Origin of the sequence: Devosia sp. LjRoot3, from assembly GCF_964252865.1 — a bacterium.
GTDB lineage: Bacteria > Pseudomonadota > Alphaproteobacteria > Rhizobiales > Devosiaceae > Devosia.
Window position 1 is genome coordinate 16,177 of the sequence record NZ_CAXUPK020000009.1, and the last position, 26,093, is coordinate 42,269.

Annotated in this window: 16 protein-coding genes and 1 pseudogene; 10 read left to right on the forward strand and 7 right to left on the reverse strand. The window is 57.4% G+C overall.

The window, feature by feature from the left end; translation table 11 throughout:
* The first annotated feature begins 1,194 nt into the window (after positions 1-1,194).
* Positions 1,195-2,421 (forward strand): hypothetical protein, encoded by a 1,227-nt coding sequence (locus ACSQ2A_RS22330; protein ID WP_436074051.1) that lies wholly within the window; start codon positions 1,195-1,197, stop codon positions 2,419-2,421.
* Between the two features lie 828 nt (positions 2,422-3,249).
* Here the strand turns inward: ACSQ2A_RS22330 and ACSQ2A_RS22335 are convergent.
* The 6 genes from ACSQ2A_RS22335 to ACSQ2A_RS22360 form a co-directional block, all read right to left on the reverse strand.
* Positions 3,250-6,633: an AAA domain-containing protein gene (locus ACSQ2A_RS22335; RefSeq protein WP_436074052.1), complete on the reverse strand. Its 3,384-nt coding sequence runs from the start codon at positions 6,631-6,633 to the stop codon at positions 3,250-3,252.
* Between the two features lie 491 nt (positions 6,634-7,124).
* Complete coding sequence (locus tag ACSQ2A_RS22340) at positions 7,125-10,733, reverse strand: DEAD/DEAH box helicase (protein WP_436074053.1); 3,609 nt, start codon at positions 10,731-10,733, stop codon at positions 7,125-7,127.
* The gene (locus tag ACSQ2A_RS22345) at positions 10,720-11,682 is read right to left on the reverse strand and encodes an aminotransferase (protein WP_436074054.1); all 963 of its coding nucleotides are present in this window, start codon (positions 11,680-11,682) and stop codon (positions 10,720-10,722) included. The genes ACSQ2A_RS22340 and ACSQ2A_RS22345 overlap by 14 nt, the downstream gene beginning before the upstream one ends.
* Positions 11,683-12,078: 396 nt before the next feature.
* Positions 12,079-14,142 (reverse strand): ATP-binding protein, encoded by a 2,064-nt coding sequence (locus ACSQ2A_RS22350; RefSeq protein WP_436074055.1) that lies wholly within the window; start codon positions 14,140-14,142, stop codon positions 12,079-12,081.
* 876 nt (positions 14,143-15,018) lie between these two features.
* Entirely contained in the window at positions 15,019-16,095 is a 1,077-nt protein-coding gene (locus tag ACSQ2A_RS22355) for an ATP-binding protein (RefSeq protein WP_436074056.1), read from the reverse strand.
* Positions 16,092-16,781 (reverse strand): response regulator, encoded by a 690-nt coding sequence (locus ACSQ2A_RS22360; RefSeq protein WP_436074057.1) that lies wholly within the window; start codon positions 16,779-16,781, stop codon positions 16,092-16,094. Before ACSQ2A_RS22360 ends, ACSQ2A_RS22355 begins: the two co-directional genes overlap by 4 nt.
* Positions 16,782-16,952: 171 nt before the next feature.
* Here ACSQ2A_RS22360 and ACSQ2A_RS22365 point away from each other — a divergent pair, with 171 nt between their 5' ends.
* The 9 genes and pseudogenes from ACSQ2A_RS22365 to ACSQ2A_RS22405 all read left to right on the forward strand — a co-directional run bounded on the left by ACSQ2A_RS22365 (position 16,953) and on the right by ACSQ2A_RS22405 (position 23,308).
* Positions 16,953-18,341, forward strand: coding sequence for an efflux transporter outer membrane subunit (locus ACSQ2A_RS22365; protein WP_436074058.1), 1,389 nt, complete (start codon positions 16,953-16,955; stop codon positions 18,339-18,341).
* Positions 18,342-18,450: 109 nt separating this feature from the next.
* Positions 18,451-19,098 carry an outer membrane protein gene (locus tag ACSQ2A_RS22370; protein ID WP_436074059.1) on the forward strand — a complete coding sequence of 216 codons (648 nt, stop codon included), beginning with the start codon at positions 18,451-18,453 and terminating at the stop codon, positions 19,096-19,098.
* A gap of 132 nt (positions 19,099-19,230) precedes the next feature.
* Positions 19,231-19,494 (forward strand): hypothetical protein, encoded by a 264-nt coding sequence (locus tag ACSQ2A_RS22375; RefSeq protein ID WP_436074060.1) that lies wholly within the window; start codon positions 19,231-19,233, stop codon positions 19,492-19,494.
* A 113-nt stretch (positions 19,495-19,607) separates the two neighbouring features.
* Positions 19,608-20,114, forward strand: coding sequence for a PadR family transcriptional regulator (locus ACSQ2A_RS22380; RefSeq protein ID WP_436074061.1), 507 nt, complete (start codon positions 19,608-19,610; stop codon positions 20,112-20,114).
* A gap of 406 nt (positions 20,115-20,520) precedes the next feature.
* A pseudogene (locus tag ACSQ2A_RS22385) lies at positions 20,521-21,035 on the forward strand (hypothetical protein); the annotation flags it as partial.
* 395 nt (positions 21,036-21,430) lie between these two features.
* Positions 21,431-21,835, forward strand: a complete 405-nt coding sequence (locus ACSQ2A_RS22390; protein WP_436074062.1) for a DoxX family protein — start codon at positions 21,431-21,433, stop codon at positions 21,833-21,835.
* 230 nt (positions 21,836-22,065) lie between these two features.
* Positions 22,066-22,617 carry a TetR/AcrR family transcriptional regulator gene (locus tag ACSQ2A_RS22395; RefSeq protein WP_436074063.1) on the forward strand — a complete coding sequence of 184 codons (552 nt, stop codon included), beginning with the start codon at positions 22,066-22,068 and terminating at the stop codon, positions 22,615-22,617.
* A gap of 65 nt (positions 22,618-22,682) precedes the next feature.
* Positions 22,683-23,027 (forward strand): DMT family transporter, encoded by a 345-nt coding sequence (locus tag ACSQ2A_RS22400; RefSeq protein WP_436074064.1) that lies wholly within the window; start codon positions 22,683-22,685, stop codon positions 23,025-23,027.
* Entirely contained in the window at positions 23,027-23,308 is a 282-nt protein-coding gene (locus ACSQ2A_RS22405; protein WP_436074065.1) for a hypothetical protein, read from the forward strand. The genes ACSQ2A_RS22400 and ACSQ2A_RS22405 overlap by 1 nt, the downstream gene beginning before the upstream one ends.
* Positions 23,309-23,684: 376 nt before the next feature.
* Here the strand turns inward: ACSQ2A_RS22405 and ACSQ2A_RS22410 are convergent, their stop codons facing one another.
* Positions 23,685-26,018, reverse strand: a complete 2,334-nt coding sequence (locus tag ACSQ2A_RS22410) for a membrane-bound PQQ-dependent dehydrogenase, glucose/quinate/shikimate family (RefSeq protein ID WP_436074066.1) — start codon at positions 26,016-26,018, stop codon at positions 23,685-23,687.
* Between the last annotated feature and the right edge of the window lie 75 nt (positions 26,019-26,093).

A 26,093-nucleotide genomic window follows, 5' to 3' on the forward strand; every position in this document is an offset into this window, starting at 1 on the left:
GTTCATCAGTGGTCTAAACTTGACATTGAACTGATATCTAGTTAGGTTTAGGAGCCTGAGTGATTAGGCGGAGCGTGTTTGAGATGCCCCGCTCTTAAAAGATATGATGCATCCCGCGTAGCGCGCCACGGCCGGATCGTAAAGATCAAGTAGTGGACGACTAGAGAGCGGCTGGTACCTTAGCTTCGTGCTATTGAAACTGAATTCTGAAGAAAGCAGGCCTAAGGCCTGCTTTCTTGTTTTATTGTTGCCCTGTGACGCACCTTGGCTAGGCCGCCCAATCCGCACCACTCAGAGTGTGATGTTGTCGCGTCCGCCGCATTGACGTTCAGTTCACCGATATGGAGATCAAGATCTTGCGGGGCAATACCCGCATGGAGCCCTCATCCTTCTCGAAACCTGCTCGCTATGAAAATGTTCTGACCGGCGAATATTTTGAGTCAGACATCGTCGAACTGCCTATCGGGGCCACGCGAACCTAAAGTGGGTGGGCACTATTTCCAGTATCACCCGCTTAGATACTTTTACTGTGAGAGTCTGACCCAGGGAATTGTGACACTGTATATGGTGGAAAGCTTTCAAAACGCCCAGCTCATACAGATTCAGATCACTCAAGATGCTAAGTATATAGCCCACTACATACCCCTGAACGATCGCAAGATTGAACGGCGGCTGCATGATCGCCTACAGCGGATGTTGGGGCTCATTGCGTCGGAGGCTTACCCCACGCCGTTTCGCAGCGAATGATCGTGGGATGGTACCAGCGTTTGCTAGATACCGGCCTAAAAGCTGCCACTCCGATAGCGCCCGTCTGTCTCCGACCCTATATCAGCCGTTCCTGACGCTGTAGCGGATTGCCAATAACCGCAGCCGCCAAGCAACGCTGAGCGAAACGACAAATGCCTCCTGCGCTGAATTCAAATCCTTGGGCCTAGTGTCAGGTCATATAGGGACGCCAAAAGAGCTTGAAATGGACAGTCGACATTAGACGAGATCCAGATGGCGGCATCTGAGTGAGATCGCCACACACGGCCACCTTACGCTGCTAACGTCCGGAATCTGCCGAGCAGAAGGGTTTTTCTTTTTCGTTAAGGTTTGACACTCTGCTTTCGGCGCTGTCTTCTCAGGCGACGATGCTGTATCGAAGCGCTGGGAAAGCTTGGCGCCCGACCCGCGTCGGCAGAGAGACAAGGAATGGACCGCACCCTAGACGTGCAGGTGGACCGGACGACGTGGCCGGGAGCGCCGACCTATAAATCCTACCCGCCGGCTTTCATGCCGACGAAGCAGTCCTGGACGGCAAACATCCCTGACCTACTGCTGACGATCGGCTACCTGACCACACCGTCGCACGCGTCGGGCGTCTCGCTTAGTGAATTTTGGGCCTGGGTGCGCTATCTGCACGCCGTGTCGTCTGATTCCGACCTGCGGCTGAGCCGGGCGTTCTTCGAATTGGACTCCCATCAAAAGACCATCCTCAGCGACGATTTTGGCATGGGCGCCCCGATGTACTGGCTGACCGGCAAGCTCGGCCTGACCCAGATAGTCGACGGGCGCTACTTCATAGACCGGATGGCTGCCCAAGTGGGCGCGAGCAAGGCGGCCACGCTGAAAAAACGCGGCCCGACGAAGTCGTCTGACTTCGTGGCGCGGGACGCCAACGGCAAATGGCATGTCATAGAGTGCAAGGGAACGCAGACGGGTACAGGGTATCGCGATAGCCAGCTTGGCTCCGCACTGCCGTTTCCGAAGGGCGCTGTGGCCCAGAAGAGGACCGTGGCGTTCCCGCAAAACAAGACAGGCCAGATACTCGCTGCCGGCCTGTTTCTAGGCGTAGAAAACGGTCGATACGCCAGCGACATGAGGGTTATCGATCCTCCCGGCGAAGACCCTTTTAAGGTTGGCCCCGACGATATCGAGTTCGCCGATGACGCCGCCACCCGTTCGACCGGCGCTAAGGCGCTGCGCCTCGCCGGGTTTCCGGCAATTTCATCGGCCGTCTCCGCACCTTCCGGGCACAATCCGGCCGAGCGCGCCGAAGAAAACGGCCAGCGGGAGCGCCAACGACGGGAAACCGTGGAGGGTAAACGCGCTAACGCCGAAGAGGAATTCAAGAATCGTACGGGCCGAAAGAGGATGGTCTCGGACGGTCGGACCTATCGCGGTCGACAGGTGGAGGTGCCGCTTCCGACACCGATCCACATCGGCAAGCGCCAGATCAATTCCATACTTCTCCGTTACGGCGTCTCATCGACCTTTCTGGACGAACTACGCGAGCACCCAGTGGTCGAGGATCAGATCCAGAAAATGGTCCCGGCGGTCGTGGACCTTGCTTCGGGCATCCGTCTTGAGGGCGACGCGACGGGCGGAAGCATGCATATCGGCGAGTCATTTCTCGCGGACATGACCTTCAAAACCTGATCTCGGGCTGAAAACTGGTGCTTTTCGCGGCCGCTGTCGAAGAAAACGTCAGGAGCACCGCCAAGCCGAGAAGGTCGCATCCTTGCGCAGCACGCCGATTCGATTGAGATGGCCCATGACGTCGGAGTAGAACGCACGTGCTGACGAAGATGCAAACACAAGTTCGCTGCCGCTTTTTGCGTGTGCTGTCGCAGCATTCGAACAAAAGCGGACCGTCGGCTTTTGGAAACATGAAAATCCCGCCTGATTGTCTGCAATGGGGCGCGCCGCTACCAGTCTAGTGGTTATCCTCGAGATTTAGCGGGGAGCTGCGGGGCGAGATTCCGCAACATATTTCGAAGGCACTGGAGCTGGGATTGTGTTCGACGCAGGTCACTCAGAGTTATTTTCCTCACTCCGGCGTCGAGGGTCCTGCAGGTGACGTACGGCTCGACCTCTGGCTTCCATGGGTTGCCATGAGCAGATGCGAGTCCATGCGCAATGGCGTTGCGTACACCTCGGGGTTCGACAAGCTCGTGCAAGAACGTTTTTAGTGGGTCTGTCTCGGCAGCGGGGGCTGCACGGCGCCAATTTATTCCAGCGTCGATCATTTCACCTTCAAGCCAGCCCCATAAGATGAGGGTCCTGCCTATCTCAGCATGAAGGTCTTCAAGTGTTGGTCCAAGCTCGCTCACGCAGTGACCTTACACGATCACCGTTACCGAGCACCCGACGCTTCGCTGATTTGTTTGATTGGTAGGTCAGCTATTTGGATTTTTCTCAATGGTGCTGAACGACTGAGATGAGGCGAATGCCTTTAATTGGCAGGCTGGCTTTCATGCCACCTGCTTATTTGGCTCGTCGCTTTAAGTCTTCCGTCGTCACCCGAATTTCCGCCTCTACGCTTTCGCCACGATAGACGTAGGAGGTTTCGTGGCGAGCATATTGTCCCTCTCGGTCGGCACTCAACCAGTTGAAGGAGCCCACACAAAGAAGGTTGTCGTCGACGGCGACAATCTTGCTGTGAAGCTTCTCGAGGCGTTGTAGCGTGACGCCAATTTGCTTCAATGCATTGGCTGCCTCGTCGATCTGTTTGTCGCCGTTGGGCATCAGACCAGAATTCAGCAATGGATCGGCGTAGATGTCGATAAGCGCGCCGCGGTCAACGGCAGCTCTGAGGGCAGCCAAAATGCCTGTACGCTCCATGGTGCGCAATTTGATCCATGGGCTGACTATGAGGTATCGACGAGCCTCACTCGACAAAACACCCAGCAGAAACGCATCGTGTTCTGCGGCGTCGCGGAGACTTTGTAGCTGTCCTTGGCTTGCTTGTAGATCCAGACGCGGCGGCGGCTGGAATTCGAGTTCGCGGCCAGGCCGGTCGAGGAAATTCGACAATAGTGCCCGCGGGGATCCAAGCGCCGCGCTCGCTAGCAAATCCATGTCACCAAACAGTAGGAAACTGTCCTTGGCGCGCGAGACGGTGACATTCAACATGCTGGGGGAAGCATCGATGAAGCCGCCGTCAGCGTGCTTGGAATATACCGGCGAAAATATCACCACTGGGCGCTCCGCACCCTGCAGCGCATGGACCGTGCCGATCGTCATGCCTGTGCGGCCAGAAACCGTGATTTTGTGTGCGGAGCAGGCTCTGCGCAGCTCACGAACCTGAGCGCCAAAGGGGGTTACAACGCCAACAATTTGTTCTACTGGGCGATCGTATCGAGATTCCAGTAGCGGGCGGTTTTTCGCGATCCAAGTCGCGATGGTTTGGGCTTCAGATAGGTTTGATCTGCTGTTACCCGCCTTGATGGATTTTCCGTCGATATGGACGTAGCCCATGGCGGGCAGGGGCGCATCGCCTGGTGCTGGTCCTCGACGAGGTAGAAGCTTGCCTTGGTAACACAGGGCACTGCTGTACTCGATAATCTCGTCATAGCAGCGACGGTGTTCTAGGAGCCACAGACCGGGGGCGAGATCAGGCCACGGAGATACCCGACACGCCACCTGTGCGATTTGCATAGCGCTCCCAGATGTGCTGCAGATTCCCGTCGCGCTCAGAGTTTCGATATCTGCATTTGGTGCTAGCAGCCCCGCCTCGCGCAAATTCCCGACATCGACGGCGCGGGGTACTGATGAGATTGGTTCTATCTGCCTCAAATCACCAATGATGAGCGCGCGCTTCGCCAAAGCGAAGGCAGCGCCGGCGACCTCTGGCAGAGCCTGGCCCGCCTCGTCAACGATCAGGAGGTCAATAAAATTGTAAAGGTAGTCGGTTGCCCATTCATTGCCATCGCGGCGGCTGTAGGAGAGCTTCGAGGGCAGGGTGGCAAAGGTTGAAACCGCGCAGGGCGTCAACATCATGCGCCGCTGCCAACGCGGCACGAGAGCCGCGCGACCCCTCTTTGCACCTGATGAGGTGATCCCCGCTAGATCGGCCTCCATGGCCATCAGCCATCGTCCCTCCCAATAATGGGTGGCGAGACGAAATAGCTGGAACCGAAGTCCCACATCGGTTCGATCTTCTAGACCATCCTCGCTTCCATCCATTCCATCGAGCGCCTGCAATGCAAGCTTTCGAAGAGACAGAGCGGCATCGAGTTCACGCCGGACATTTCTGATATAGGCGAGCACGCCCACGGCCGCTGTGTGCTCCGCTTCGGCGCTGCGAACAATCCGAGCCAGGTATTGGTCAATTTCGGAGATGCTGCCGAGATTATCGAGACCGGGCATATCTCCAACAGCTAGCCGTGCCCGTAGTACCCGCTTGCGTTCAATGGGAGGAAGAAAACTGAACAATGCCAAAAGGCCAGATTCGCGTGCCTGCTGCTTCTCAAATGCTGCGCGCTGACCTTTGGAGGCTTGGACTAAATGCGCGTGGTCGTCGACAATTGACTGAGCGCGCGTCTCTGCCTCAACGGGGTCGGCTCCGAGTGCACGAGCGGCTTCGAGCGCGATCGACAGCCGCTCAAGACTACGGTCAGCCTCTTCGAGTTTTCTCACCTGTCGGGCAATGGCAGCTTGGAGGGCCGCCACCAAATCCGAAATCTCGCCTCGAACATCGGGAAAGGCCGTTGAAGCAGAGGTCTGCCACGCCGCTTTTGCCGCGGTAAATCCTTCCAAGCTTTCCAGGCGCGTTTGGAAATCTTCCGTCTGATACTTTTCCGCTGCCTCTTGCCGTCGAGAATTGGCAGGCAAGAAAATGCCGTAACTGTTGACCTCTGGCAGCCAATGCCCAGCAAAGGGTCCTTCACCTTCGGCAAAATCCTTGCCGAAGGCGTCGATGATGTTGGTGACGGCCTGGTTGTTCGAAGACGTGGCCACGACGACCGGTGGGTCGCCGCCATTGAGTGCTGATCGAACCCAGAGACCCGCTACAGCGGATAGGAGTAGGGTCGTTTTACCCGTCCCCGGCGGACCATTGACGGCTATAACGTCACCCGGCTTGGCGGCGTCGAGCCAAGCCAGAACCTGTCGCTGTTGCTCGGCGAGCGGGAAGTGAGGGTTGGAATGGCCGAGACGGCGACCAAGCACCCCTTCAACCTTGGGATCAGTAGCCGGAGCCGATGCAGGCGAGACAAGCTCCGCCAGGAGAGGTACGTCAGGCTGATCGGCGAGCAGCTTGTCATATAGGTCCAGGATATTGCGGATCGTCGCCGAAGCGTCTTCTGCCTGCTCCAGCAGACCAAAGCCAGCGGGGCCGTAATTCAAGTCGCCTGTGGGCCAACCTTTTGCCACGGCGTCAACCATTCTGCGGCAATGGGACAAGTAAGCTGCCCAGTCCGACGAGCCGTCAAATCGCAATGGCTCTTCTGTTAGGAACTTATCCATCGCCTCCACTGCGCCGATGGTGAACTCGTCATTCGGCAATGGACTGAGCAGGTCCCGCGCAATTGCATTACGCTGGGGCAAAATTCGACCATCACGGCCAATCAGCGCTTCAGTAACCACGGGGGCGACCAAATCAGGCAACCCATCAGCGCGTGTCTGGCCGTGGGAAAGCCGCTTTGCAACGACCAGGGGCCAAAACCGGACGGTGACGGTTTTCGCTTTCGGCGCGTCCTTAAATAGCTTGCCAACCACGCTTGGCGCCAGCAGGCCTGTCTTTAAGGCCTCGGACGACAGCTCTACGAAACGCTGGCGATCGCGTTCACTGAACTTGCCCTCGCCCAATGCTCCATCAGCGAGGGAGGTACGCCAGTAGTGCAATACGGCTTCAACACGTCGGTTCACAAGTCTGGCCCAGTTCTGGGAATGGCAATCGGAATTGATCGATCAATTGCATATTCGTCAATTCTAGATACTGGCCGCATGCAAGTGCCGACGAAGTTGCGGGCGACTAAGCTCCGCCCTGTCCTCGCATAGAGTTTCCGTTTTCAGGAGACTGAAGAGATGAGAAAAATTGACCGGAATGCGGCGCAGAGCCACGGTCACCAGGACTTCCGAGGTATCCAGCGTCGGCGGTCGCGACGGTGATTTTGTTCACCGCACCGGTCGCGGCGATGAATTTGCTGATGAGGGGGTATTGATAGCCGAGCTCGAGAGCCTAAGGATTTTCGGCAGCGCGATATATACGTGCCGGACCTACCTATTGATAGCATTCGGATGAGAGGGCGGAACTTTCACTGACGTCGGGTTCTGTGTACTTTTCAATAAAAGCAGACCTTCGATGTAGGGAGGTGTGGGCCTGGTCCGTTAGTATCGCAGCGAAAAGTCACCCCCTTCTACAAAATCTTTATCACCGAAACGCTGCTGCCCTGCACTATCAAGTCGTAGTCGCTGCTTTGGAGTGTCCCACGAGGGAAGGTCTCCGGCACTTCCGAAACAGCAAGTTTATACCCGGAGGCATCAAGCCAGCGGATTCGGTTTGGCGATCTGACTGGGATGACGGCGTAACGACCCCGGCGGCCGTCGGTACCTGACAGCGTGGCTTGGATTTGAAGTCGCTGCTCCGTGCCTGAACGGGCGGCGCGAAGTGATCGCGACCATTCGAGGAAGTGGTTCGGGTTGATGCGATCCTCTGCCGACACATCCCCATCCAGACTTCCGTCCAGCCACGCTAAAAAAGTGACGCGCATCGCAGCCGCTTCTGGTCGTGATTTCGCCAGGCCCATTGAGAGCGCGAACGCCACGAATGGGTCAAGAGTGCCCCAACGCAGCAGTTCCTTAGCCCAAAAAGCGAACCAGGGCAGTTCGGTGACCTCCTGCCAGCTATCCAGCGTGGGCGTATCAAGCACACCCTCAGCCTTTTGCGTCCAAATTTGAGCGACAACGGCGCCCACAGCGACGCCAAGCCTGAATTCTAGATTGTCGGTAGTGAAAATTTGCCAAGCGCGCAGATCGCCAGGGCTTGGCTGCGCCGCGCCATCGACCGCCATCCACCACGCCAGGACCTGCCGCCAATTTGCATAGAGGTTGCGGCCCATCTCGGTGTCCCGAACCGAAAAGCCGAAGCCCCCACCGTCTGCCACGACATCTCCCAGGCGAACGAAGACAGCCAGCCTATCAGCTTCCGATTGGTCACCATACCTCCCTGTGTCTTCCAGGATCGCTAGCAGGCTGGTCGCCGCGGTTTCAAAACGTCTGCCTACATGTGGGGAATAACCATAATCATAGAGGCGCTTGCGCTCCTCCGCATCGGGGTAGACAGTCTCAATCACAGCATTGCCACGTTTGATAAATGCCTTCTCCATCCAGTTTTGATGGACGGTGGAAACGCGGGTGAACGTTTGCTGCCAGAGAGTAGCCAACATTTCCTCGGTGGCTGCCGGGGTCGCTGCTGCGCCACTGATGGCTCGAGCCTCCTCAACGGCCGACAATATCATGGCATCCAGCTCATCAATGCTGTCTGCCAGCTTGGCACGTGTCGTTGTGCGCGCCTGCCCGGCGAACGACGAAATGTCTGTCGGCGCGATTGTCTCCAGCCAATCTATGAAATCACTGTCGTCATCTATGCCTGGCAGACGCAGTGCCTGCTTGCGAATTTCAGACAGGAGCAGCGCGAGCGGACTTGACGTTTGACCCGTTCCTCCACCAGCGAGACGCGCAAGCAGGTCATTGTAGTCGCTCCGGAATGCCGCTAGCTGCCCGTCCTGCGTTTCCACTTGCTTTGGGGCTGTTGTTGACCGAACCACCGGCAAGGCAATAAGCGTTAGCCCCTCCATACCTCTCGCCGCGCCCGGCCGGCCCGCTCGCCCCGCTAAATTGCGAAATTCAGAAGCCGACATTGGATATTCATGTCGCTGCTGATTTTCGACGTCGAAAGACGTTCGCTTGAGCGAAGGCAGGAAGATCATATCGAAAGGTAGATTGACCCCTTCGGTCAACGTTGCTGTAGCGACAGTTATGCGGCAGACCGAGCGGTCAATCAGCGCAACCATCATGCGTCGGAGGCGCTGGGGCATCTGACCGTGGTTTGTGGCGATACCGCGGTCGAGCAAACGCAACTCATAGGAATCCTGGCCGCAGTAATCCAGACATACGGATCGTGCCTCAGCAAACAGTTCAGCGTCCGGGCCATCTTCTGGGGCAACGAAGGCGGGCGCGTTCTCCCAACCGGCCAAGTCAAAAGCTTTCGCATACCACCCCATTGTTACTTCAGGCGACTGTGTGAGCGAAATCAGGATGCGTCTTTCCCCATCACTCAAATGCAGTGCTGTCCAGAGAATGGTGTTTTGCATGTAGTGGTTGAGGCTATTCCGTATGCCGGATAGAGGCTCGGGCATAGGTGGAATGCGCAGCGGGATGTAGACCGCTCCAGCATCTTCGACGCTCAATGGATGGTCGTTGAGGCGGCTAAGTTCGATACGCGGTGCGCCCTTCGAGACTTGAAGAATGCCAAGAGCCTGTCGTGCGCTACGGTAGTGCGAACCGACAGGCTCTGCTTCGTTGTTGGATTCAATCCAGCGAGCTACGGGGCCTGCAGCACCGCCAGCAACCGCCGTCAGCGCTAGCCGAACAATGTCTGGCTTGCGGGACAGAAGGCGGGAAACAAAGCTCTCCAGCCGGACGGCTCGGTTAGTGTGTTCAGCCAGGCTATCTCGTTCGCGCTTATTGTCCTCGATCACAACCTGATGGGCTTCGTCGAGGATCAGGAGGCGAAGTCGTGCAAGCAACATCGACCCGAGATAGCGCATCAGCGCTTCCGCCTTTTCGACCGTTGCGATCAACACAGTAGGTTTGTCTGAAGTAAGCCACGCATCCGTGATGCCCCAGTCTGACCCACCATATAGACCGGTTACCAGGACCTCTCGCCCCAATTCTAAGCCCAGTTTGGCCTCGACTTCGCTCGCCAGCGCCCGAGAAGGCACAAGATAAAGTGCAAGGGGAGCAAGTAGGTCATCGCTCCCAAGTATCAGGAGTTCCTTGAGAATTGCTAGGTTGGCGACGAGGGTTTTTCCAGATCCGGTGGGGGTGCAAAGTGCAAAAGACGAGTCGCTGATCAGGCGCTCAATGCCTTGTTGTTGCGATTGCCAAAGAATTCCACGTCCCCGCGCATATTGGCGACGAGCAAATCCCAGGGCGTGAAATTCGTGGGTTGGAGCCAGGGCCGCAAGCCGCCTTAGCGGATCGTAGATTGTCGCCTTGCCAAATCTTTCGCATGTAGCGCGAAGAAAATACGCCAATAGCGCGACGTCGTCTGATGCAGAGCGGACAAGAAAGCGCTCTACGTCCTGGAGCCTCGTTAATGCGGCATCGAACCTCTCGGTGTCACCACGGCGAAGCGATTGCGCCGCCAAACCTATGCAACGGACAAGCTCAACCGTGCCGAACCAGGCGGTACTTTCTCTGGTGTCCTCGCCGAAGAAGCGCTTCGAAGCTCCAGGCTCTGTAAGAGGCCTATTTTTGGCCCAGAAGCGCGCCGCTTTTCGAAGAACACCGTCAAAGTCTGCCCGCAGGAAATCAGCAAAAAGACGTGTTCCTCGATCATCAGATGTCACCTGGCGCAAAAGTCCTGCTGCCATCGCAGGCAGGCCGCCCAGCTGGTAGCACCCAGCTGCCAGGAGCGCCGCTGGCGTTTCAGCACCGATCTCATCGTCAGATCTAGCCAACCATTCCAGGAGCTCTCCAGCACGGCGAAAGGCCAGGGCCGCCGTTTCTGGGTCGCCTTGCTCAACTGTGGTCAAGATGCGTCCAGCACGGATCAAGTGTCGAGCCTGATCAAGTGTCGTCCGGGAATCCCGTTCAGACCATCGAATTGCCTCGACTTCCCAGGTCAGCTGCATACAGCGAACAAACGATCGGGCCTGCAACGAGCTGAGCGTGCCTTCCTGGCCTAGGTCGTTCTGGATCGCGGTAGCCAGCGCAACGCGTTCGTCGTCAAATTCCGGCATCGGGTTTGTCCTTTGCCCATAGAACGTCATAGATGGCGTTGATCACGTCATCGCCGTCTTCGATGATCATTTCAACGACCTGCAAATCTCGGCCGGCCGTATATTCCTCGGGGATTGTTTTCCAAGGTAGAAGGGACGTTTGTGGCTTACGCTTTTTCGATGCACCGCCGGCCAGCAAAATCAGATCTGTTCGCTCGACCGGATCGGGGTTTCGATGTGCGAGAATACGATCGAGCGATGCAATGACAGAAGCGAACTTTGTCGGCTCACGATCCAGCAGAATGGCTTGGAGCTGCTCAAGGCCCAAAGGTACATTAAGCGCCCGGTTGACTTCGAACCATACACCACGATTGTTGTGGGCCTTGTCCCCTTCCGGCCCTATCTTGGGTCCCAGCATGACCGTGGCTAAAGTCGAGGCGTTCCAAGTGCCTCGCCACTTGGCTTCACCAGCGATGAACCGCACCACGTTGCCGTCCTTGTCGACAACAATAGCGATGAAATCGTCACCTTTGCGTCCAAGCACCTCGCGCTTACGTTCGGGGTCCCGATTCAAAGTGTAGATGTACTGCCCGGCATCTTCATGGTTGCGGAAGAGGAACACCGGGATCAGCCATTCGTGCTTCCCGACGAACTCGTACGCTTCGGTGAACATCCCCGACATGACTTCGCCAAACAGGCCCTTGCGGGTGATCAGGGGAAGCGCATTGGGATACTGGCAATCACACCCTATGTCCCCGTCGTCTGGATGGAGGCTGATGCGGGCCAGGCGATGAAAGCACTCACGAGCATCCAGGTGAGCAGACTCGAAATAGGGGACTATCGATCCCTTTATTTCATCGTCGATTGCCTGCAACTGCTCCAGCAGCAGGTGGCCGTAATTATCAACCTCACTGGGATAGTCATCCAGCCATTTGAGCAGCGATTTTTTTGGAGGTGGGACACTGTGCATGTTTTACTTCAAGGCAACACAATTGATGCTTGAGGCGGCTATTGCTGCCTGTACATTGGCTAAGCAGTTTGTGAATGGCACCGGCAGCTCAAGTCAAGTCGCGTTCTCTAGGCTCAACAGAAGCTTGCGCTATTGCTCCGGAAATTACGCTCGATGGCGAGAAGAGGGAAAATGGTGCCCTGATTGCGTTTGCTTTCCGGTCCCGACACGATCTGAGGGAATTCGGTAGATAAGCGCTTCTTGATTTGCCTACGCTAACCAATTCGGAAACCAATAACCTCACCCAATTGAACGAGCACAGATTTGCTCAGATCACATGGTGCTTTTGGCGGATCCAGGCTTCTTCATAGATAATTTTATCGACTCCTATTGGATGCTTCTCAGCGAGTATTATCGCTACGTGTCCATAAGGTTTAGTCGGTCGAAAAACACTCTATTTCTCCGTTTGGCATCAATAAGAAGCCGACTATAGTCGATGACCTCAAAATAGATCCCGAAATGGCGGTGATATCCATAGTAAGATAGCTGGTCCGGCGTCGGCATTGCGTCTGCTATGCCAAGTTCGTTCTTCATGCTTGGCGTGATATCGCAAACGACATAGGCGGAAGCGGGTATCTTTTCACCGGCGACTACGAGTGGCCGGCCATTGTCGTCCTTGAATTGGCCGCCGCGAATGAGCTGTATCTGATCGAACACCTGCCGAAGCGGATTGTCGTCCGCTGTGTAGTCGTCTCGTTGTGGTCGCTTAAACTCGATAACCGAGATGCTATTCAACGGCATTCCATCTTCTCGCCGTTCGGAGAAGGCGATCTTTCGGTCGAAGATGAACAAATCGGGCCGTTTGCGTGAATCCGAAGTGAATTCGGCGTGAGAGTTTAGCGGCCGGTCCGAAGCAATGAACGAGTGAAAATTTAGTCGCTCGTCGATGATCCAGAGGTTCTGCTGCGAATACAGTATATCATGGTCCGTCGCTCTCATTGGGAAAAGGATATTATGGACCGCCTCCTCGAGTGGATATTTGCCAGTTTTCTTGTCATTGGCGAGGGCCTTCTCCAGCAGCTCAATGATGATCTTTCGGTGCGACACGTACTGGGCGAGCGCTGACACACCGAGCTCGTTCGAGCGTTCCATGAATTCGGACAGTCGCAGCCGATATCCCTCGTAATCTTCCTGCTTGGCTGCTTCGATCAGTATCCGGGATCCCTCCCGTTTTAGACTGACTTCGCGCTGATGGAGTTCGCGGTGGAGGGCAAGCTCCATGTCCATCTTCGAGGCATTTGGAGAGATCGATCCGATGAAATGATCCAGATAGCGCAGTAGCGGCTTGTACTGCGGCGCATCAATCCGCACGTATTCTCGGACCCGTTTAGCCTTTGCCGTATTGAGGCCGTCGATCAGGTCGGAGAGGTCGCGCTGTACGAACGCCAGACACTCGTTGCGAATATCCGATCGTCGCAAATCTTCGAGTTGGAGAAGGTCGCTCTGACCATCTTCCAACTCCTCGCGCATGTCGAAGTCAGTGCGGAAATTATTGACCCTATCATTGAGATAGTCGCCTTGGACGACTGCGAGATAGACGAAGCTATCGCCTTCTTCGTCCTGGAGGCGCCCGATGAAATTGGGGATGAACTGATCCAGCCGTTCCGTGATCACGGCACGCGAGTTGGCCGCATAGATAAGGCGGTGTTTGGCAGCGCGCGGGGAATGAAGTCTGAACCCGTCGATACGGAAACTACGGCCGCCGATCTCGAAGCTCTCGTTGTGCCCGCCACGATGGAAGCTTTCGGTGAATACCTTATTGAGCGACAGTTTGATGCCGCCGTCATGAATCTCCACCTCAGGGCAGTCCGGCTGCATCAAAACGAGGATGAAATGCTCGGCTAATCTCTGGGCGAGAACATCGATGTCGGCAGGACATTCCTCGCGATAAGGGGAGAGAAAGCCACCTAGTTTAACGGTGGTACCAGGCGCGCCGCTCTCTATGGAAGTTGCACTAGCGGCATCGGGGTCATAGTCGAAGCCAAACTCGAAATCCCGTATCCAATAGCTAGGCTCTTCATCTCCGTCCTGAGCTTGGAACACGGTTTTTAGGTGGACGGTCTCGAAAGCCTTGAGCCACATGAAGCGGCCAAGGCCCTTTCCGCCTCTATCGTACTTATGTTCCGAATATGCGGTGTTAAAAGAATCGAAATTCTCATCGGTAAAGCCAATTCCCGTGTCGCGGATTTCAAATCCAACGATCGGGGAATTGTCGCTGCCAAGCAGATTGTCGTCACGTTCCACCACGATCGTCACCGTGTGGCGTCGATCGCCCCCGGCATCCTGGATCGCCTGAAACGAGTTCATCACCGCCTCGAACAACGGAAGGAGCGCCTTCCATTTCGGAAGCTGGGTTTGTCGGATCTGGCCCCGAAGGTTGGTGCGGAGCATGCCCGGTTGTAGAGCGACTATCTGGTTCACCTGTCAGTCACCCCACATCGTTGGACATCCAATTCACTCGCGCGCATTCACCAAAAGCGGAGATCGAAGATGCGCAAATCTGATTTCTATTCAGGAGCATCGCTTAGGCCCCAGTCGTTGAGCAAGATTTTTCTCGCTTCCCCGATGCCAAATGCCATTGCGGGGGGTGTCAGGCCGATCAGCGTCAGTGCGGCCAGGGAAAGTTTGATAGTATGAACCAAAAAACTGAGGCCCCGGAAGCTGCCAGGGGTTCCTCTTTAGGATTCGTCGCCACCGGTGTCGATGGTCCGCAGATACTCGACCGTCTGGTCAGCGGTGCCGATTAGCTTGGGGCCCGAAACGCTATCGAGAAGGAGCGATAGCCCAGCAAGGTTGGTTACCCCGCATGGCAGCTATTGGGATCTGCCAATATTGGCTTGGATACTGGAATTGGGCGCAGAGCCGCCACGACCCAGGGAGCCGCGATACTTGGATTCGCATAATATGCGGTCTGGAAACGTTCCGAATGATGCTGATCGACCGATGCCGCCCCCCCTACACACTTCACAGGCCTGCACTCGGCTTGCCGAAACCGGACGTGTGGGCGCCTGTATCGATCCTCTGGTTCATTCGATACCGAGGCCTGGCGCAAGATCGTCAACGAGATGTTCGATCTCGGCCATTGCGTCGCCCCTCACCACGCTAGGAGCACCTTCGCGACTGAAACTGGTGGCAAGGGACCCGTTATGACGCGTGAGCTGCTTGGCAGTTGTGCTCGACACAGGCGCAACAACCTCTGAAAGCGACACCATTGCACCGGTGTTGCCCGGTACAAAGAACTCGAGTACGTCCTCAACCTGCGTGCGGTACTTCGCATCTGTGTAGGCCGGTTCGCCGTCAGTCGCTGCTTGTGCGACTTTGGGGCCTATCAAGGGGGAGTTCGATTTCGAACGTCATGCCACCCATCTCGTTTCGCTTCGCCGCTACGGCGCCGTCATGCGCTTCCGCAATGGCGCGCACGACGGACAAGCCAAGCCCACTCCCGCCGCCGGCACGCGATCTCGAGGCATCCGCCCGCCAGAAGCGATCGAAGACGTTTGTAATCTCGTCATCCGACATTCCGGGGCCGGCATCGGAGCAACGGAAAACGCCCGTTTTGCCAATTTTTCGCGTGGTCAATTGCAGTTTGGAATGGGGAGCGTAGTGGATGGCGTTGTCGACAACAGCAACAATTGCTTGCCGGATGCGCGCCTTGTCCATCGAGATCGGCACCAAGCCAAGATCCAAGGTCAGGACCATGCCGTGACGTTCCAGCTCCCCCTGCATGGCTTGAACTGTGCTCGCGATCTCGTCGGCCAGATTGCCGTGTTCGAGGCGCAATTCTAGCTTGCCCGCATTCGAGAGCGCGAGAATTCGAAGATCCTCGACGATATTGGTCATGCCATCGACGTGGGAAATCAGGGCGTCATAGAGCTGTGGGCTGGGTTGAAAAACACCATCGCGCATTCCCTGGAGCCGCCCCCGCAAGATGGTGAGCGGCGTCCGCAACTCGTGGGCAATCGCGGAATTTTGGTATCGCAACTCACCTTCCGCGCTCTCCAACAGTTCGGCCATCCGGTTAAAATTGTCGATGACGTCATCGATTTCCCCAAGCGGGCTGCCTTGCTGGGGCACCCTGATCGAAAAATTGCCTGTTGCTATTGCGCCCGCAGCACGACCAATTGCCAGAAGAGCATTCACCACCTTCTTGCCCAGCCGCACCCCCATGAATGCAGCGATGAGAAGGCTAACAATGACAACTACCGCCAGCGCCACAAAATCATACCAGGCGAAGGTATCCGTCGTCGTCGGAGGGTGGAATTGGTACCAGATCAGAACATAGATTGTGAACCCAGCGGTTAAGGTGGCAAGGGCCGACGCTGCGACCAGCAGCATGTTACGGACGAGAACCGAGCTGAAGCTTTCCTGTGTCACTGGCCGTTCAATCGATAGCCGACGCCCCGCACGCCAGTAAGCATTTCGCCCAAACCAACCGCCGTCAGTTTGCGGCGTAAGTTGCTGACATGGGAATCGACAGCCCGGTCGAGCGCATCACCTTCAGGCAAGCAGGCGTCGACCAGTTCGCTGCGCTCAAAGACCCGATTTGGATGTCGAGCCATGTGGGAAAGCAGCCGAAACTCCGTTCGCGTCAGGTCTAGTGGTCGAGCGCCTGACGACTCGTCCACGACGGCCGTATAGGAAACGGGATCTACGGTGAGACGACCAATGCGTAAGCTCTTCTCGGTTTTGGCGCCTTGGCTGCGCCTCAAAATAGCGCGCGCCCTGGCAACCACCTCCAGGGGATTGAAAGGCTTGACGACATAATCGTCCGCGCCGATGCGCAGGGCCTGTAATTTATCGAGATCTTCTGCCAGCGCCGTGAGCATCATCACGGGAGTGTCGCTCGTCCGGCGCAGGGCTGCGAGCACCCCATAGCCATCAAGAAACGGCATCTTGACGTCGAGCAAGATCAGGTCGGGTTTGAGCTGCTGATGGAAGACGAGCCCAGTTTGACCATCTGATGCGCTCACCGTGCGAAACCCTTCTCGCTCCAGGTAGCCCCGCAGGATGTCAACGATCTCGGGATCGTCCTCGATGATCAATATGAGTGCTTCGAACATCGGTAATCCTCTCGATCGTCAGGATCGTTGCGATCCCGACGCAGGTCAATGCACCGACAGGCCCAGTCGACCAAACCTCCACACAACGCCGACAATCGCCACACAAACGGAGGTTTAGAAAGCTGCTGTGAGCCGGGGTACCCGGCCCACCCTCAGTCAGGACCTCGAAGCATGATCAGGCACGTCGCAACCATAGCCCTAACCGGCATTCTACTGGCCGGCTGCACGACGCTCAGCACTTACACGCGGCCTGCTATCCCGAATGCTCCAAATTGGGGAGATGCAGCGGGTGTCCGGAATCCCCTGTCAATGGCCAACTGGTGGCGCAGTTTTGGCGATAGCAATCTGGATAGGCTGGTCGCCAGGGTCCTCGAATCGAACAATGACATGCTTGCGGCCTCCGTTCGCGTTCGCATCGCTCTCTTGCAGGCTGAACGCTCCGGCCTCGCTTTGATGCCAACCCTGACTGGGTCGGGAAATGCAGAGCGCGCCACCCCCCTGAATGGCGGTCTCGCCTTGGCCACAACCGCCTCGTCGCTGGGTGCCAGCTACGAGCTCGATCTTTGGGGGCGCCTCTCTAGCGAGCAAGATGCGGCGCGCCTCCGGGCGATTGCCACAAGCGAAGACCTTCTGGCGGCCCGCACAACTGTGATTGCATCCAGCATTGAAGCCTACTGGCGCCTAGCCTTCGCCAATCAGAATATCGCGATCGCCGAGCAGAGCCTGAGCGCAGCGCGTAAGACCCTGTCTTTGGTTGAGAGCCAATCAACAGCCGGTGCAGCAACCGAACTGGAATTGGCGGAGGTTCGCCAGGCGGTTTCCGAACAGGCTGCCGCACTCACGGACCTGCAGCAAAGCCGAGTCGTCGCCAGAAACACTCTGGCCACCTTGCTGAACGGACAACCGAGCCCGGTCAGCGAGCCAGCCCGCCTCGCCGTCCACACGCCGGTCGTGGTTTCCACGGGCCTGCCAGTCACCCTTCTTTCCAGAAGGCCCGACCTTCGCGCTGCCGAATTGCGCTTGATGGCAACACTGCGCAATGTCGACGTCACCACTGCCAGCCTCTATCCGCAGCTGCGTCTCACCGGCAATCTGGGTGGCACAAGCGACCAGCTCATGCAGGTTCTTGCCAACCCCATCTTGACGCTCGGCGCTGGTCTCACCCTGCCATTCCTCAATTTTGCGGATGGCCAGGTTCGCCTAAAAGTGTCGGAGGCGGAGTACGAGCTCGCGGCCATCGAGTTTCGAACGACGCTCCTCAACGCCTTCGCCGATACCGCTAATGCATTGAGCTCCCGAACGATGCTGGCCGAAAAGGCCCGTCGCCTTCGCGCTGCTCTGGAAGCAGCAACTACGGCAGCAAGAGTGATTGACGAGCGATACACGGCCGGTTCGGTGACGTTGCGTGTTCTCTTGGATGCCCAAGAGCGCAGCCGGACCGCAGAGCGCGCCGTGGTTGCGAACCGCCTCCAGCAGCTTCTCAACGAGGTGCAAATTTTCCGCGCCTTGGGGGGAGAGCCTGTGGTGCCGGCCGCGCCTGAAATTGTCGCCGCGCGTTGATCGCTCCCTACACAAAACCTCTACCAACGCGGGACAAAATCTCCACTCTCCCGAGCGAAAACATCAATGCCGGGATGAACTCAGCCCGAACTCTGAAGGAACTACAAAGATGAAACTCCAAGCCACGTTTGCACTGCTCGTTGCGGGCGTCGTTTCCGTGGGCGCCGCTGCCACGGTCCACGCTGCCGATCTGCCAACATATTCGTCCCCAACCTCGGTTGACGTTGCGCTCGACTACGCAGTGCCAAAGTCCAACCGTTGGACCGGCTTTTACGTTGGCGGCAATATCGGTGCAGGTTTCGTCACGAACAATGGCAACGACCGCGACATCGCAGGTGGCGTTCAGATTGGCTACAACCAGCAGTTCGATCACTTCGTTGTCGGCGGCGAATTCGAAGGTATCTACACCAACCGCCTGCAGTACCAGATTGGCGCCGGTGGCCTGCTGGAGCAAACCTGGAACGGCACCGCAAAGGCTCGTGCTGGCGTGGCATTCGACAACATCCTGTTGTTCGGTGCCCTCGGCGTCAACCTCGCTCGCCTTGAAGGCAAGGGCACCGTGACGTCTGGCGACCGGTGGCAAGCGGGTGTCGCTTTCGGTGGCGGCGTTGAAGTGGCGTTCACGGAGCAACTCTCCGGCAAGCTGGAATACACCCAGACGCGCTTCAATGGCGTTGAATCCACCATTGCCGGCATCGGTCGTAAGGACGATCTCGTCAATCATGCGATCAAGGCCGGCGTCAATTTCCGCTTCTAACGTCGCTGGCGTCGCACATTTGGGCGCTGCCAGCTCTCAGGACCCCTGGCCATTCTTAAAATCAAACGATGAAAAGACACATGGTCGAGCCACCAACACCATGAGCTCTGCCTAATGTCACTCAGGTGAAAAATGAATACGTCAAACCATATCGTCCTCGCAGTTGCTCTTATGGGGATTGTCTCTGTGTCTGCTGCCAATGCTCAGGACAGCGGCGGCCGGAATTTCCCCAACGCAGAAAAATCCAGCGTCACCCAGCGCCTCGAGAGCAAGGGATATGATGTCACCGACCTCGAAGTTTGGGGCAGCCACTATCGCGCGTTTCTGGTGGATGAGAATGGAGACATCAGCATGAAGATCTTCAGCAAGAGCGACCTCGCTGTCGTTTCCAACTGACTGCTACGCGGGTCGGGCTTCAAACCCCGACGCTCAACATGCGAAATCTCCTGGCGCACTTAAAGCTTTGGATCGCCCTGATTTCGCATGTACCTTTTTAAGAAGAGCACATCATGACGTCGGAGCAGCTTTGCCTATCTGTTTTGATCGATCGCGATGCCTCGGGTTACGATATCAAACAGTACTATACCCATGGCGAGGGAGCGCTCTTCGCCAGCGCCAGCTTCGGATCGATTTATCCGGCGCTCGCTCGACTTGAGCAAAAGAATGAGGTGACCTATGTGGTCGATTATGGGAGTGTGCGCCCGAGCCGTAAGGTGTACCGCATCACCGATATCGGGCGAAATTCGTTGGTTTATTCGCTGATGCAGTCGAGCGCGGAGGACACCTATAGAAGCTCCTTTGCCTTTCTGACAAAGCACGCTAACCTAATAACCTCCGACCAAATGAGCCGGCATCTCCATGCTCGCAGGGAATTTCTGTCTCGCCAACTGCTGCTCATGGAGCAGATCGTAGGTCATCAGGACAGCACTTCATCAGCACGCTCCACTGCCCGCTTATATCGCTGCATGCTAATTGCGATGGATAAACATCTGCAGGAACACTTCCCCACCACCTGAAGAGGGTGCTTGGTTCAGTCCCAACTCGGTTGGTGACCTCGACGATATACTGGCGCAATCGCTGCGGCAAAGTGCAGCTTCCGCCAGACTTGCTTCGGTAGTTGCAACGTCCAAGGAACATTCGGCGGCCTTGATATCTGGGCGGGTTCGCAACAGATCGGCTGGCACCCCCGGGTTTAGCCGAACTCTCGGCCAAGGCTGGGTGCACCCCCTCTGGAAGACCGCGGCGAGGTCGCAGGAGCTTTGGGCGGTCAGCGCGGCCAGTCGGTTCTGTGCACGAATGGAGTTAAGTTCAAGTTGTGGCATTTCCAGGGTGGCCGCGTTCAGTGCACTTTGAGCCAGCAGCACGTCAAGGCGCGAGCCTGCGCCATCCGCGAACAGCCTTTCGGTCAGGGCAAGAGTTTCCTTGCGGGTCGCGAGGCCTGTGCTGCCCGATGCCAACCAAGGCTTCGCTGATATCGGAAAGCTTTGGCCTGCCGGTACTCGACAGTGACGGTATCCGTGAGTTGCACGAGAAGCTGATCATCGAGACAGGTGACGGTCTCGGTGAAGGGCTTAGCGAGTGCGCCATGCAGATCCACCTTCAGCGCATCATCGGCACCTATGTCGGTCCGCCCACGGTGCCGCACAGTTCTACAGCCCGGCGGTGACCGAGGCTCGGGACGCCACTCTCCGGCCCGCCTGCGATGACCGTGACGAAGATGTAGGCCCTCTGGCTTCGATAGCGCCGCTCAGCGAAAGCGGGGGTTCGCCGCCGGCGTGGCGCTCCAGGCACACGCCTTGCACATGGCTGCGTAAGGCACCATCGCCGTCTGCGAGCATGTCTTCGGCGAGAAGTGGAAGCCCTTCGAGCGGACCGTCGAGAACTTTGGCCTGAGCGCCGATCGCAAAGCAGCCGAACTTCAGATGTCGTCCCTCGGAAGATCCGCTCCGCCCGTTGTTCTTCGACTTCAATATCGCCGACCGAACGGCCTGTCTGTCTGTCGATGGCTAAGCCGTCAAGTGCGCGATGCACGACTACGGTCCCTTATGCTGGATAGGCCAGCCAACGTGCCTTCGCCGGCTGTCGGGATATGGACGAAGAGTACCCAAACTCCAGGTATTGCCAATAGCTGACTCCGCGAGCCTCTACGGCACTAGGAGTTGGTGGGAACTCGTGGGTGAGTCATTCGATTGACCCGAACGACATCGAAGCACTGGAGCCGTCCGTCAATCGTATCCGGCTAGAACTTACACGCTCGGAACTAGCAATCCGCTTCCGCCCTCGGCCATAATGTTGCCGAGGCTCGGGTCGTCGAGCTCAAAAGGAAAATACAATGAACCGCAAATGGGTCTACTGGGTCGCTACCAGCCTTGTTTCTCTCGTCTGTCTTGCCAGCGCGCTGATGTACCTGACCAACATGGCAACTGCGCAAGATATGTTCGTCATGTTCGGATACCCGGGCTATCTGGTTCCGCTCCTCGCCCTAGTTAAGATTGCTGCAGTGGCGGTGATCCTCTCGCGCATCAGCGTTTCGTTATCGGACCTGGCTTATGCCGGCATGTTCTTCCACCTTTTCCTGGCGGCTGGCGCGCATATTGGCGTGGCCGACTATTTCGGTGCCGTGCCAGCCATCTTGGCGCTTATCCTCTTGTTGGTCTCGTTCGTTACGCAGAACGTTGTGCGGCGCAAGGCGTCCCCATGCGGCTCCCTGTCCGCCATTCGCGGCCGCGTAGCTTGACAATAATAGCTGCCGGACCGGTGTTCCGGTCAGGCAGCGCCTGAGTAGAGTTGGTATGTCACCTCTTATACGGAACTGCTGGAATTGGGGCTTTCGCGCTTGGCCCGGTGACATGACCCTTGCGCCCGCCGCAGGGTCTCAAAGGGCTAGTGCGCGGATTGGGAGCTATCCCTTTCCCGGACTAACCCTCGATACTTGACCAAATACAAACCGACCGGTATGATTGTTTTATGGCAGAAGCTCATCGTCGTGAAAAGAACCCTGAACAGGTCAGGCAATCTATCCTACAAAGCGCCGCCGAGGCTGCTGCGCGAGGGGGTTTGGTCGCTATAAGTGTGAACGCTGTTGCGGAGGCTGCAGGGGTTACGAAGGGCGGTTTGTTCCACCACTTTCCGAACAAGCAGGCGCTGGTCAACGCTGTCCTTGAGCAGCTTCTTGAGATGTTCAACAACGAGATAGACGCTATGATCTCTGCGGACGGTCTGAGCGTCGGGAGTTTTACGAGGGCCTATGTGACTGCAGTGACGAAGAGTGGTAGCGCCACTATGAGTTACTTGGCTCTGTGGCGCTCGATGATGACCGACACGACAATCGCCGCCGTCTGGCGGGACTGGTACACTGAAAGGCTTGTGCGCCACCAGGATACAGACCGGGGGCAGAACTTGGAACTGGTCAGGTATGCTGCAGATGGCATCTGGCTGGGGTTGGTGAGCGGCGTTCTAGACGCTCATGGCGCCGACGTATTAAGCGACCGGCTGCTCACAATGAGCCGAAGTACCTGACAACAAAGAAAAATTCATCAAATCAAACATACCGCTGAGTTGGTATGTTTATAATGGAGAAAACTATGAACCCCGTTTTAGTCGCCTACACATTCTTGGGTTTCGCGATCCTGTGTGAGGTCGCAGGCTCAGCGCTGCTACAGCAGTCACAACAATTCACGAAGTTGGTGCCAACCGTGGGGATGGCGCTGCTTTACCTTACCTCATTCTATCTCCTGTCTCAGTCCCTCCGCGAACTGCCACTTGGTGTGACATACGCCATCTGGGCGGGCTTGGGCATTGTACTAACCGCCTTTGTCAGCGTGTTGGTGTTCAAGCAGCCGATGGACCTGTGGGGTGGCGTGGGAATTGCCATGATCGTCGGCGGTGTGGTGATCATGAACACGCTCTCCAAAACAGCGACGCACTGATGCGCCGCCGCGCTGATCAGGACCAGCCCAAACCATCGATTGGTCAAGTCATTCAATGGATCGTCTGTGGCGTTATTCTGATCGTCGCGGTTGAAACGATTGGAACCAAGATCAACGGCCTGCCGGGGATCTTTCGCTTCCTGCTCCACTGCATCGGGGCTGGGATGATTGTCGTCGGTGCCGTCATGGCATTGCGACGCGGCCCGGCGGGGTCAAAAGTGCTTTCCCCAGTTCACAAATCCGAAGTCGGCGGAACGCGCAAACTTGAGGACCCGAACTGAATGGCAAACACTCAAAACGCTGCCGCAACCTCCCGCATTGCCTCTGGTCGGCAATATCTTCGATATTGACGCGCAGAAGCCAGTGCAGGGCCTCATGGCTATGGCAAAAAGCAGGGCCCTTTCTTTAAGCTCCAGATTTTGGGCAGCGAGATGTATTTTGTCTGCTCGCAGGAACTGGTCGATGACATGAGCGAGGCACCGCGCACAGTAGCTTCGTGCCGGATATACCCTTGAGACGTCAACCTAGGCCCGCCGCCCTCCCGACCAGGAGAGGGCGTGGATCGACTGCTTCAATGACCGGCCGGCCTCCCCCCCCCCCCGAACCTATCGGCAAAATCCTGCCTACGGAAGCGGAAAGATGAGACTGGAGCTGTGTTCAGCCGCGCTCGCCTGGCAGCGTAAATGCGATGACATAGTCGCCTTTATCATTCGAGTAGGGGGCACCGCCGACTGAGATCAGCACATACTGCTTGCCGGTGGTAGGGGATACGTAGGTCATTGGGGTTGCGCTCGAGCCGACGGGTAGAGGGTACTTCCAGACTTCCCGGCCGTTCTCGGCGTCGTACGCGCGGATGTAAAAGTCTTGGTAGCCTGCGAAGAACACGAGCCCACCGGCCGTCGCGCTGGTGCCGGCATAGGTTGGTAGACCCATCGGCATGGCAAGGCCGGTCTTGATGCCGAGCGGCCCGAGCTGTTCGGTCGTACCTGCCGGTACCTGCCATGCGATTGTGCGCGTCGTCATGTCCACGGCAGTGATCGTGCCGAAGGGCGGGGTGATACAGGGGACGCCAAGCGGCGAGGTCCACATCTCGGTGGCCATGCCATAAGGTGTGCCGTACTGCGGTGACGGGCCGTGGCCAGTGTCATCGGCATGCACGCTTTCGGCAAAAGCTTCGTAGCCCTCGCGTGGCACGAGGCGGAAGCGGCTCGGCACCCGCACGTCGTTGAGGAACACACGGTTGTTCGGCACATCGACCGATACCGAACCCCAGTTGAGGCCGCCAATATTGCCCGGCTGCTGGATCACATAATCGAGCCCAATAGGGGTGAAGTCGCCCTCATAGCGGTGCTGATAGAATGCGATGCGGCAGGCAAGCTGATCGAACATGGTCAGCCCCCACATCTTGGCTTCCGTCACGCGCTCGGCACCAATAGTTGGCATGCCCACGGAGTAGGGCTGGGTCGCTGAGAGGTACTCGCCAGGGGCGTGGCCGGTCTGCGGCACGGGCTTTTCTTCGACATCAGCCAGCGGATCCCCGGTGGCGCGATCGAGCAGGAAGAGCTGGCCGCGCTTGGTGGTCTGCAGCAAGGCGGCGACCGTGCCGCCATTGCCGTCCGGCAGATCGAGCAAGGCTGGCTGGCTTGGCAGGTCATAGTCCCAGATGTCGTGGTGGACGGTCTGGAACTTCCAGCGCTCGCGGCCGGTGGTCACGTCGAGTGCCACCAGCGAAGCGTTGTATTCGTCGGCAAAGGCCGGGCGGTCGCCACCATAATAGTCAGGGGTGGTGTTGCCGAGCGGCAGATAGACGAGGCCGAGGGTGTCGTCATAGGACGCGGTCGTCCACATGTTGGGCGTGCCGAGTGTGTAGCTTTCACCTTCCGGCGGCAGGCCGGTGATGGCAGGGTTGCCGAGGTCCCAGGCCCAGTCGAGCTGGCCGGTCACCACGTTAAAGGCCCGAATGACGCCCGAGGGTTCGCCCACCATCTGGTTGTCGACCACCCAGCCGCCGACCACGATCTTGTCGCGGGCGACCAGCGGGGCCGACGTCTGGAAGTAGAAACCAGGGATAATCTCGCCCATATTCTCTCCCAGCGAGACGGTGCCGTTGTTGCCGAAAGCGGGGCAGAGAACGCCGGTCTTCGCATCAATAGCGAGGAGGCGTGCATCGACGGTGGTCTCGATCAGGCGGGTATTGCAGAGCTGCCCTTCGACCTGCTGGTCGGCTGGCAACTCATAATAGCCGATGCCGCGGCAGCGCTGCCAGAACGGACCGTTGGCCTGCGGATCGAACTTCCACCGTTCCTCGCCGCTATCGGCGTCGAGCGCGATGATGATGTTGCTGGTAGTGCAAGAGTAGACGAGGTTACCGATCTGCAGCGGTGTGTTCTGGTCGATGCCGACATCACCGCGGCCGGTGCGGTAGGTCCAGGCGACCTGCAGGTCATCGACATTGTCACGGTTGATCTGGTCGAACTTTGAATAGCGCAGGCCGGCTGTGGTGCGGCCATAGGCGGTCCAGTTATCGGGAGTGTTGTCGCCGGCTGCCGTCTCATAAGGCGTTATGTCGGCACCCGGCGAGACAATGCCATGCGGCTGAAAGGCGAGGGCGAACCCGCCCGCAAACAACAGGGCTGCTGCTGTCGCGCCGCCGAAATAGATCGGGCGGCTGGCTGTCTTGCTAAGGAAAGGTACTGTGACACAGGCGAAGCCAGCGAGCGCCAGCGGCGCCATTACGCGGGCGAAAAGTGCCCAGAAGTCGGTGCCCGACTCCCACAGTGCCCAAGCGACAGTCCCTGCAAGGACGGCGAGGACGATGAGCGCGCCGGCCTGTTTGCTACGGAACATGAGGACGGCTGCGACCACATAGGCGACGCCGACGATCACGTAGTATGCGGATCCACCGTAGGAAGCGAGCCAGCCACCAGTCACGGCCAGTCCGACACCGACAATCGCCATCATCAGTACGAACAAGTGGGCAAAAATCTTCATCACTTAATCACCGCGTGAAAATGCGACCTGCGCGCTGAGGCGATCGCCGACATCAAAGGAACTCCAAGCTAATAG

What these genes read in the sequence shown, in the direction of transcription:
- ACSQ2A_RS22330 (WP_436074051.1), top strand. Translation starts at nt 1,195, where the DNA reads ATGGACCGCACCCTAGACGTGCAGGTGGACCGGACGACGTGGCCGGGA.
- ACSQ2A_RS22340 (WP_436074053.1), bottom strand. Translation starts at nt 10,733, where the DNA reads ATGCCGGAATTTGACGACGAACGCGTTGCGCTGGCTACCGCGATCCAG.
- ACSQ2A_RS22345 (WP_436074054.1), bottom strand. Translation starts at nt 11,682, where the DNA reads ATGCACAGTGTCCCACCTCCAAAAAAATCGCTGCTCAAATGGCTGGAT.
- ACSQ2A_RS22360 (WP_436074057.1), bottom strand. Translation starts at nt 16,781, where the DNA reads ATGTTCGAAGCACTCATATTGATCATCGAGGACGATCCCGAGATCGTT.
- ACSQ2A_RS22365 (WP_436074058.1), top strand. Translation starts at nt 16,953, where the DNA reads ATGATCAGGCACGTCGCAACCATAGCCCTAACCGGCATTCTACTGGCC.
- ACSQ2A_RS22370 (WP_436074059.1), top strand. Translation starts at nt 18,451, where the DNA reads ATGAAACTCCAAGCCACGTTTGCACTGCTCGTTGCGGGCGTCGTTTCC.
- ACSQ2A_RS22375 (WP_436074060.1), top strand. Translation starts at nt 19,231, where the DNA reads ATGAATACGTCAAACCATATCGTCCTCGCAGTTGCTCTTATGGGGATT.
- ACSQ2A_RS22380 (WP_436074061.1), top strand. Translation starts at nt 19,608, where the DNA reads ATGACGTCGGAGCAGCTTTGCCTATCTGTTTTGATCGATCGCGATGCC.
- ACSQ2A_RS22390 (WP_436074062.1), top strand. Translation starts at nt 21,431, where the DNA reads ATGAACCGCAAATGGGTCTACTGGGTCGCTACCAGCCTTGTTTCTCTC.
- ACSQ2A_RS22395 (WP_436074063.1), top strand. Translation starts at nt 22,066, where the DNA reads ATGGCAGAAGCTCATCGTCGTGAAAAGAACCCTGAACAGGTCAGGCAA.
- ACSQ2A_RS22400 (WP_436074064.1), top strand. Translation starts at nt 22,683, where the DNA reads ATGAACCCCGTTTTAGTCGCCTACACATTCTTGGGTTTCGCGATCCTG.
- ACSQ2A_RS22405 (WP_436074065.1), top strand. Translation starts at nt 23,027, where the DNA reads ATGCGCCGCCGCGCTGATCAGGACCAGCCCAAACCATCGATTGGTCAA.
- ACSQ2A_RS22410 (WP_436074066.1), bottom strand. Translation starts at nt 26,018, where the DNA reads ATGAAGATTTTTGCCCACTTGTTCGTACTGATGATGGCGATTGTCGGT.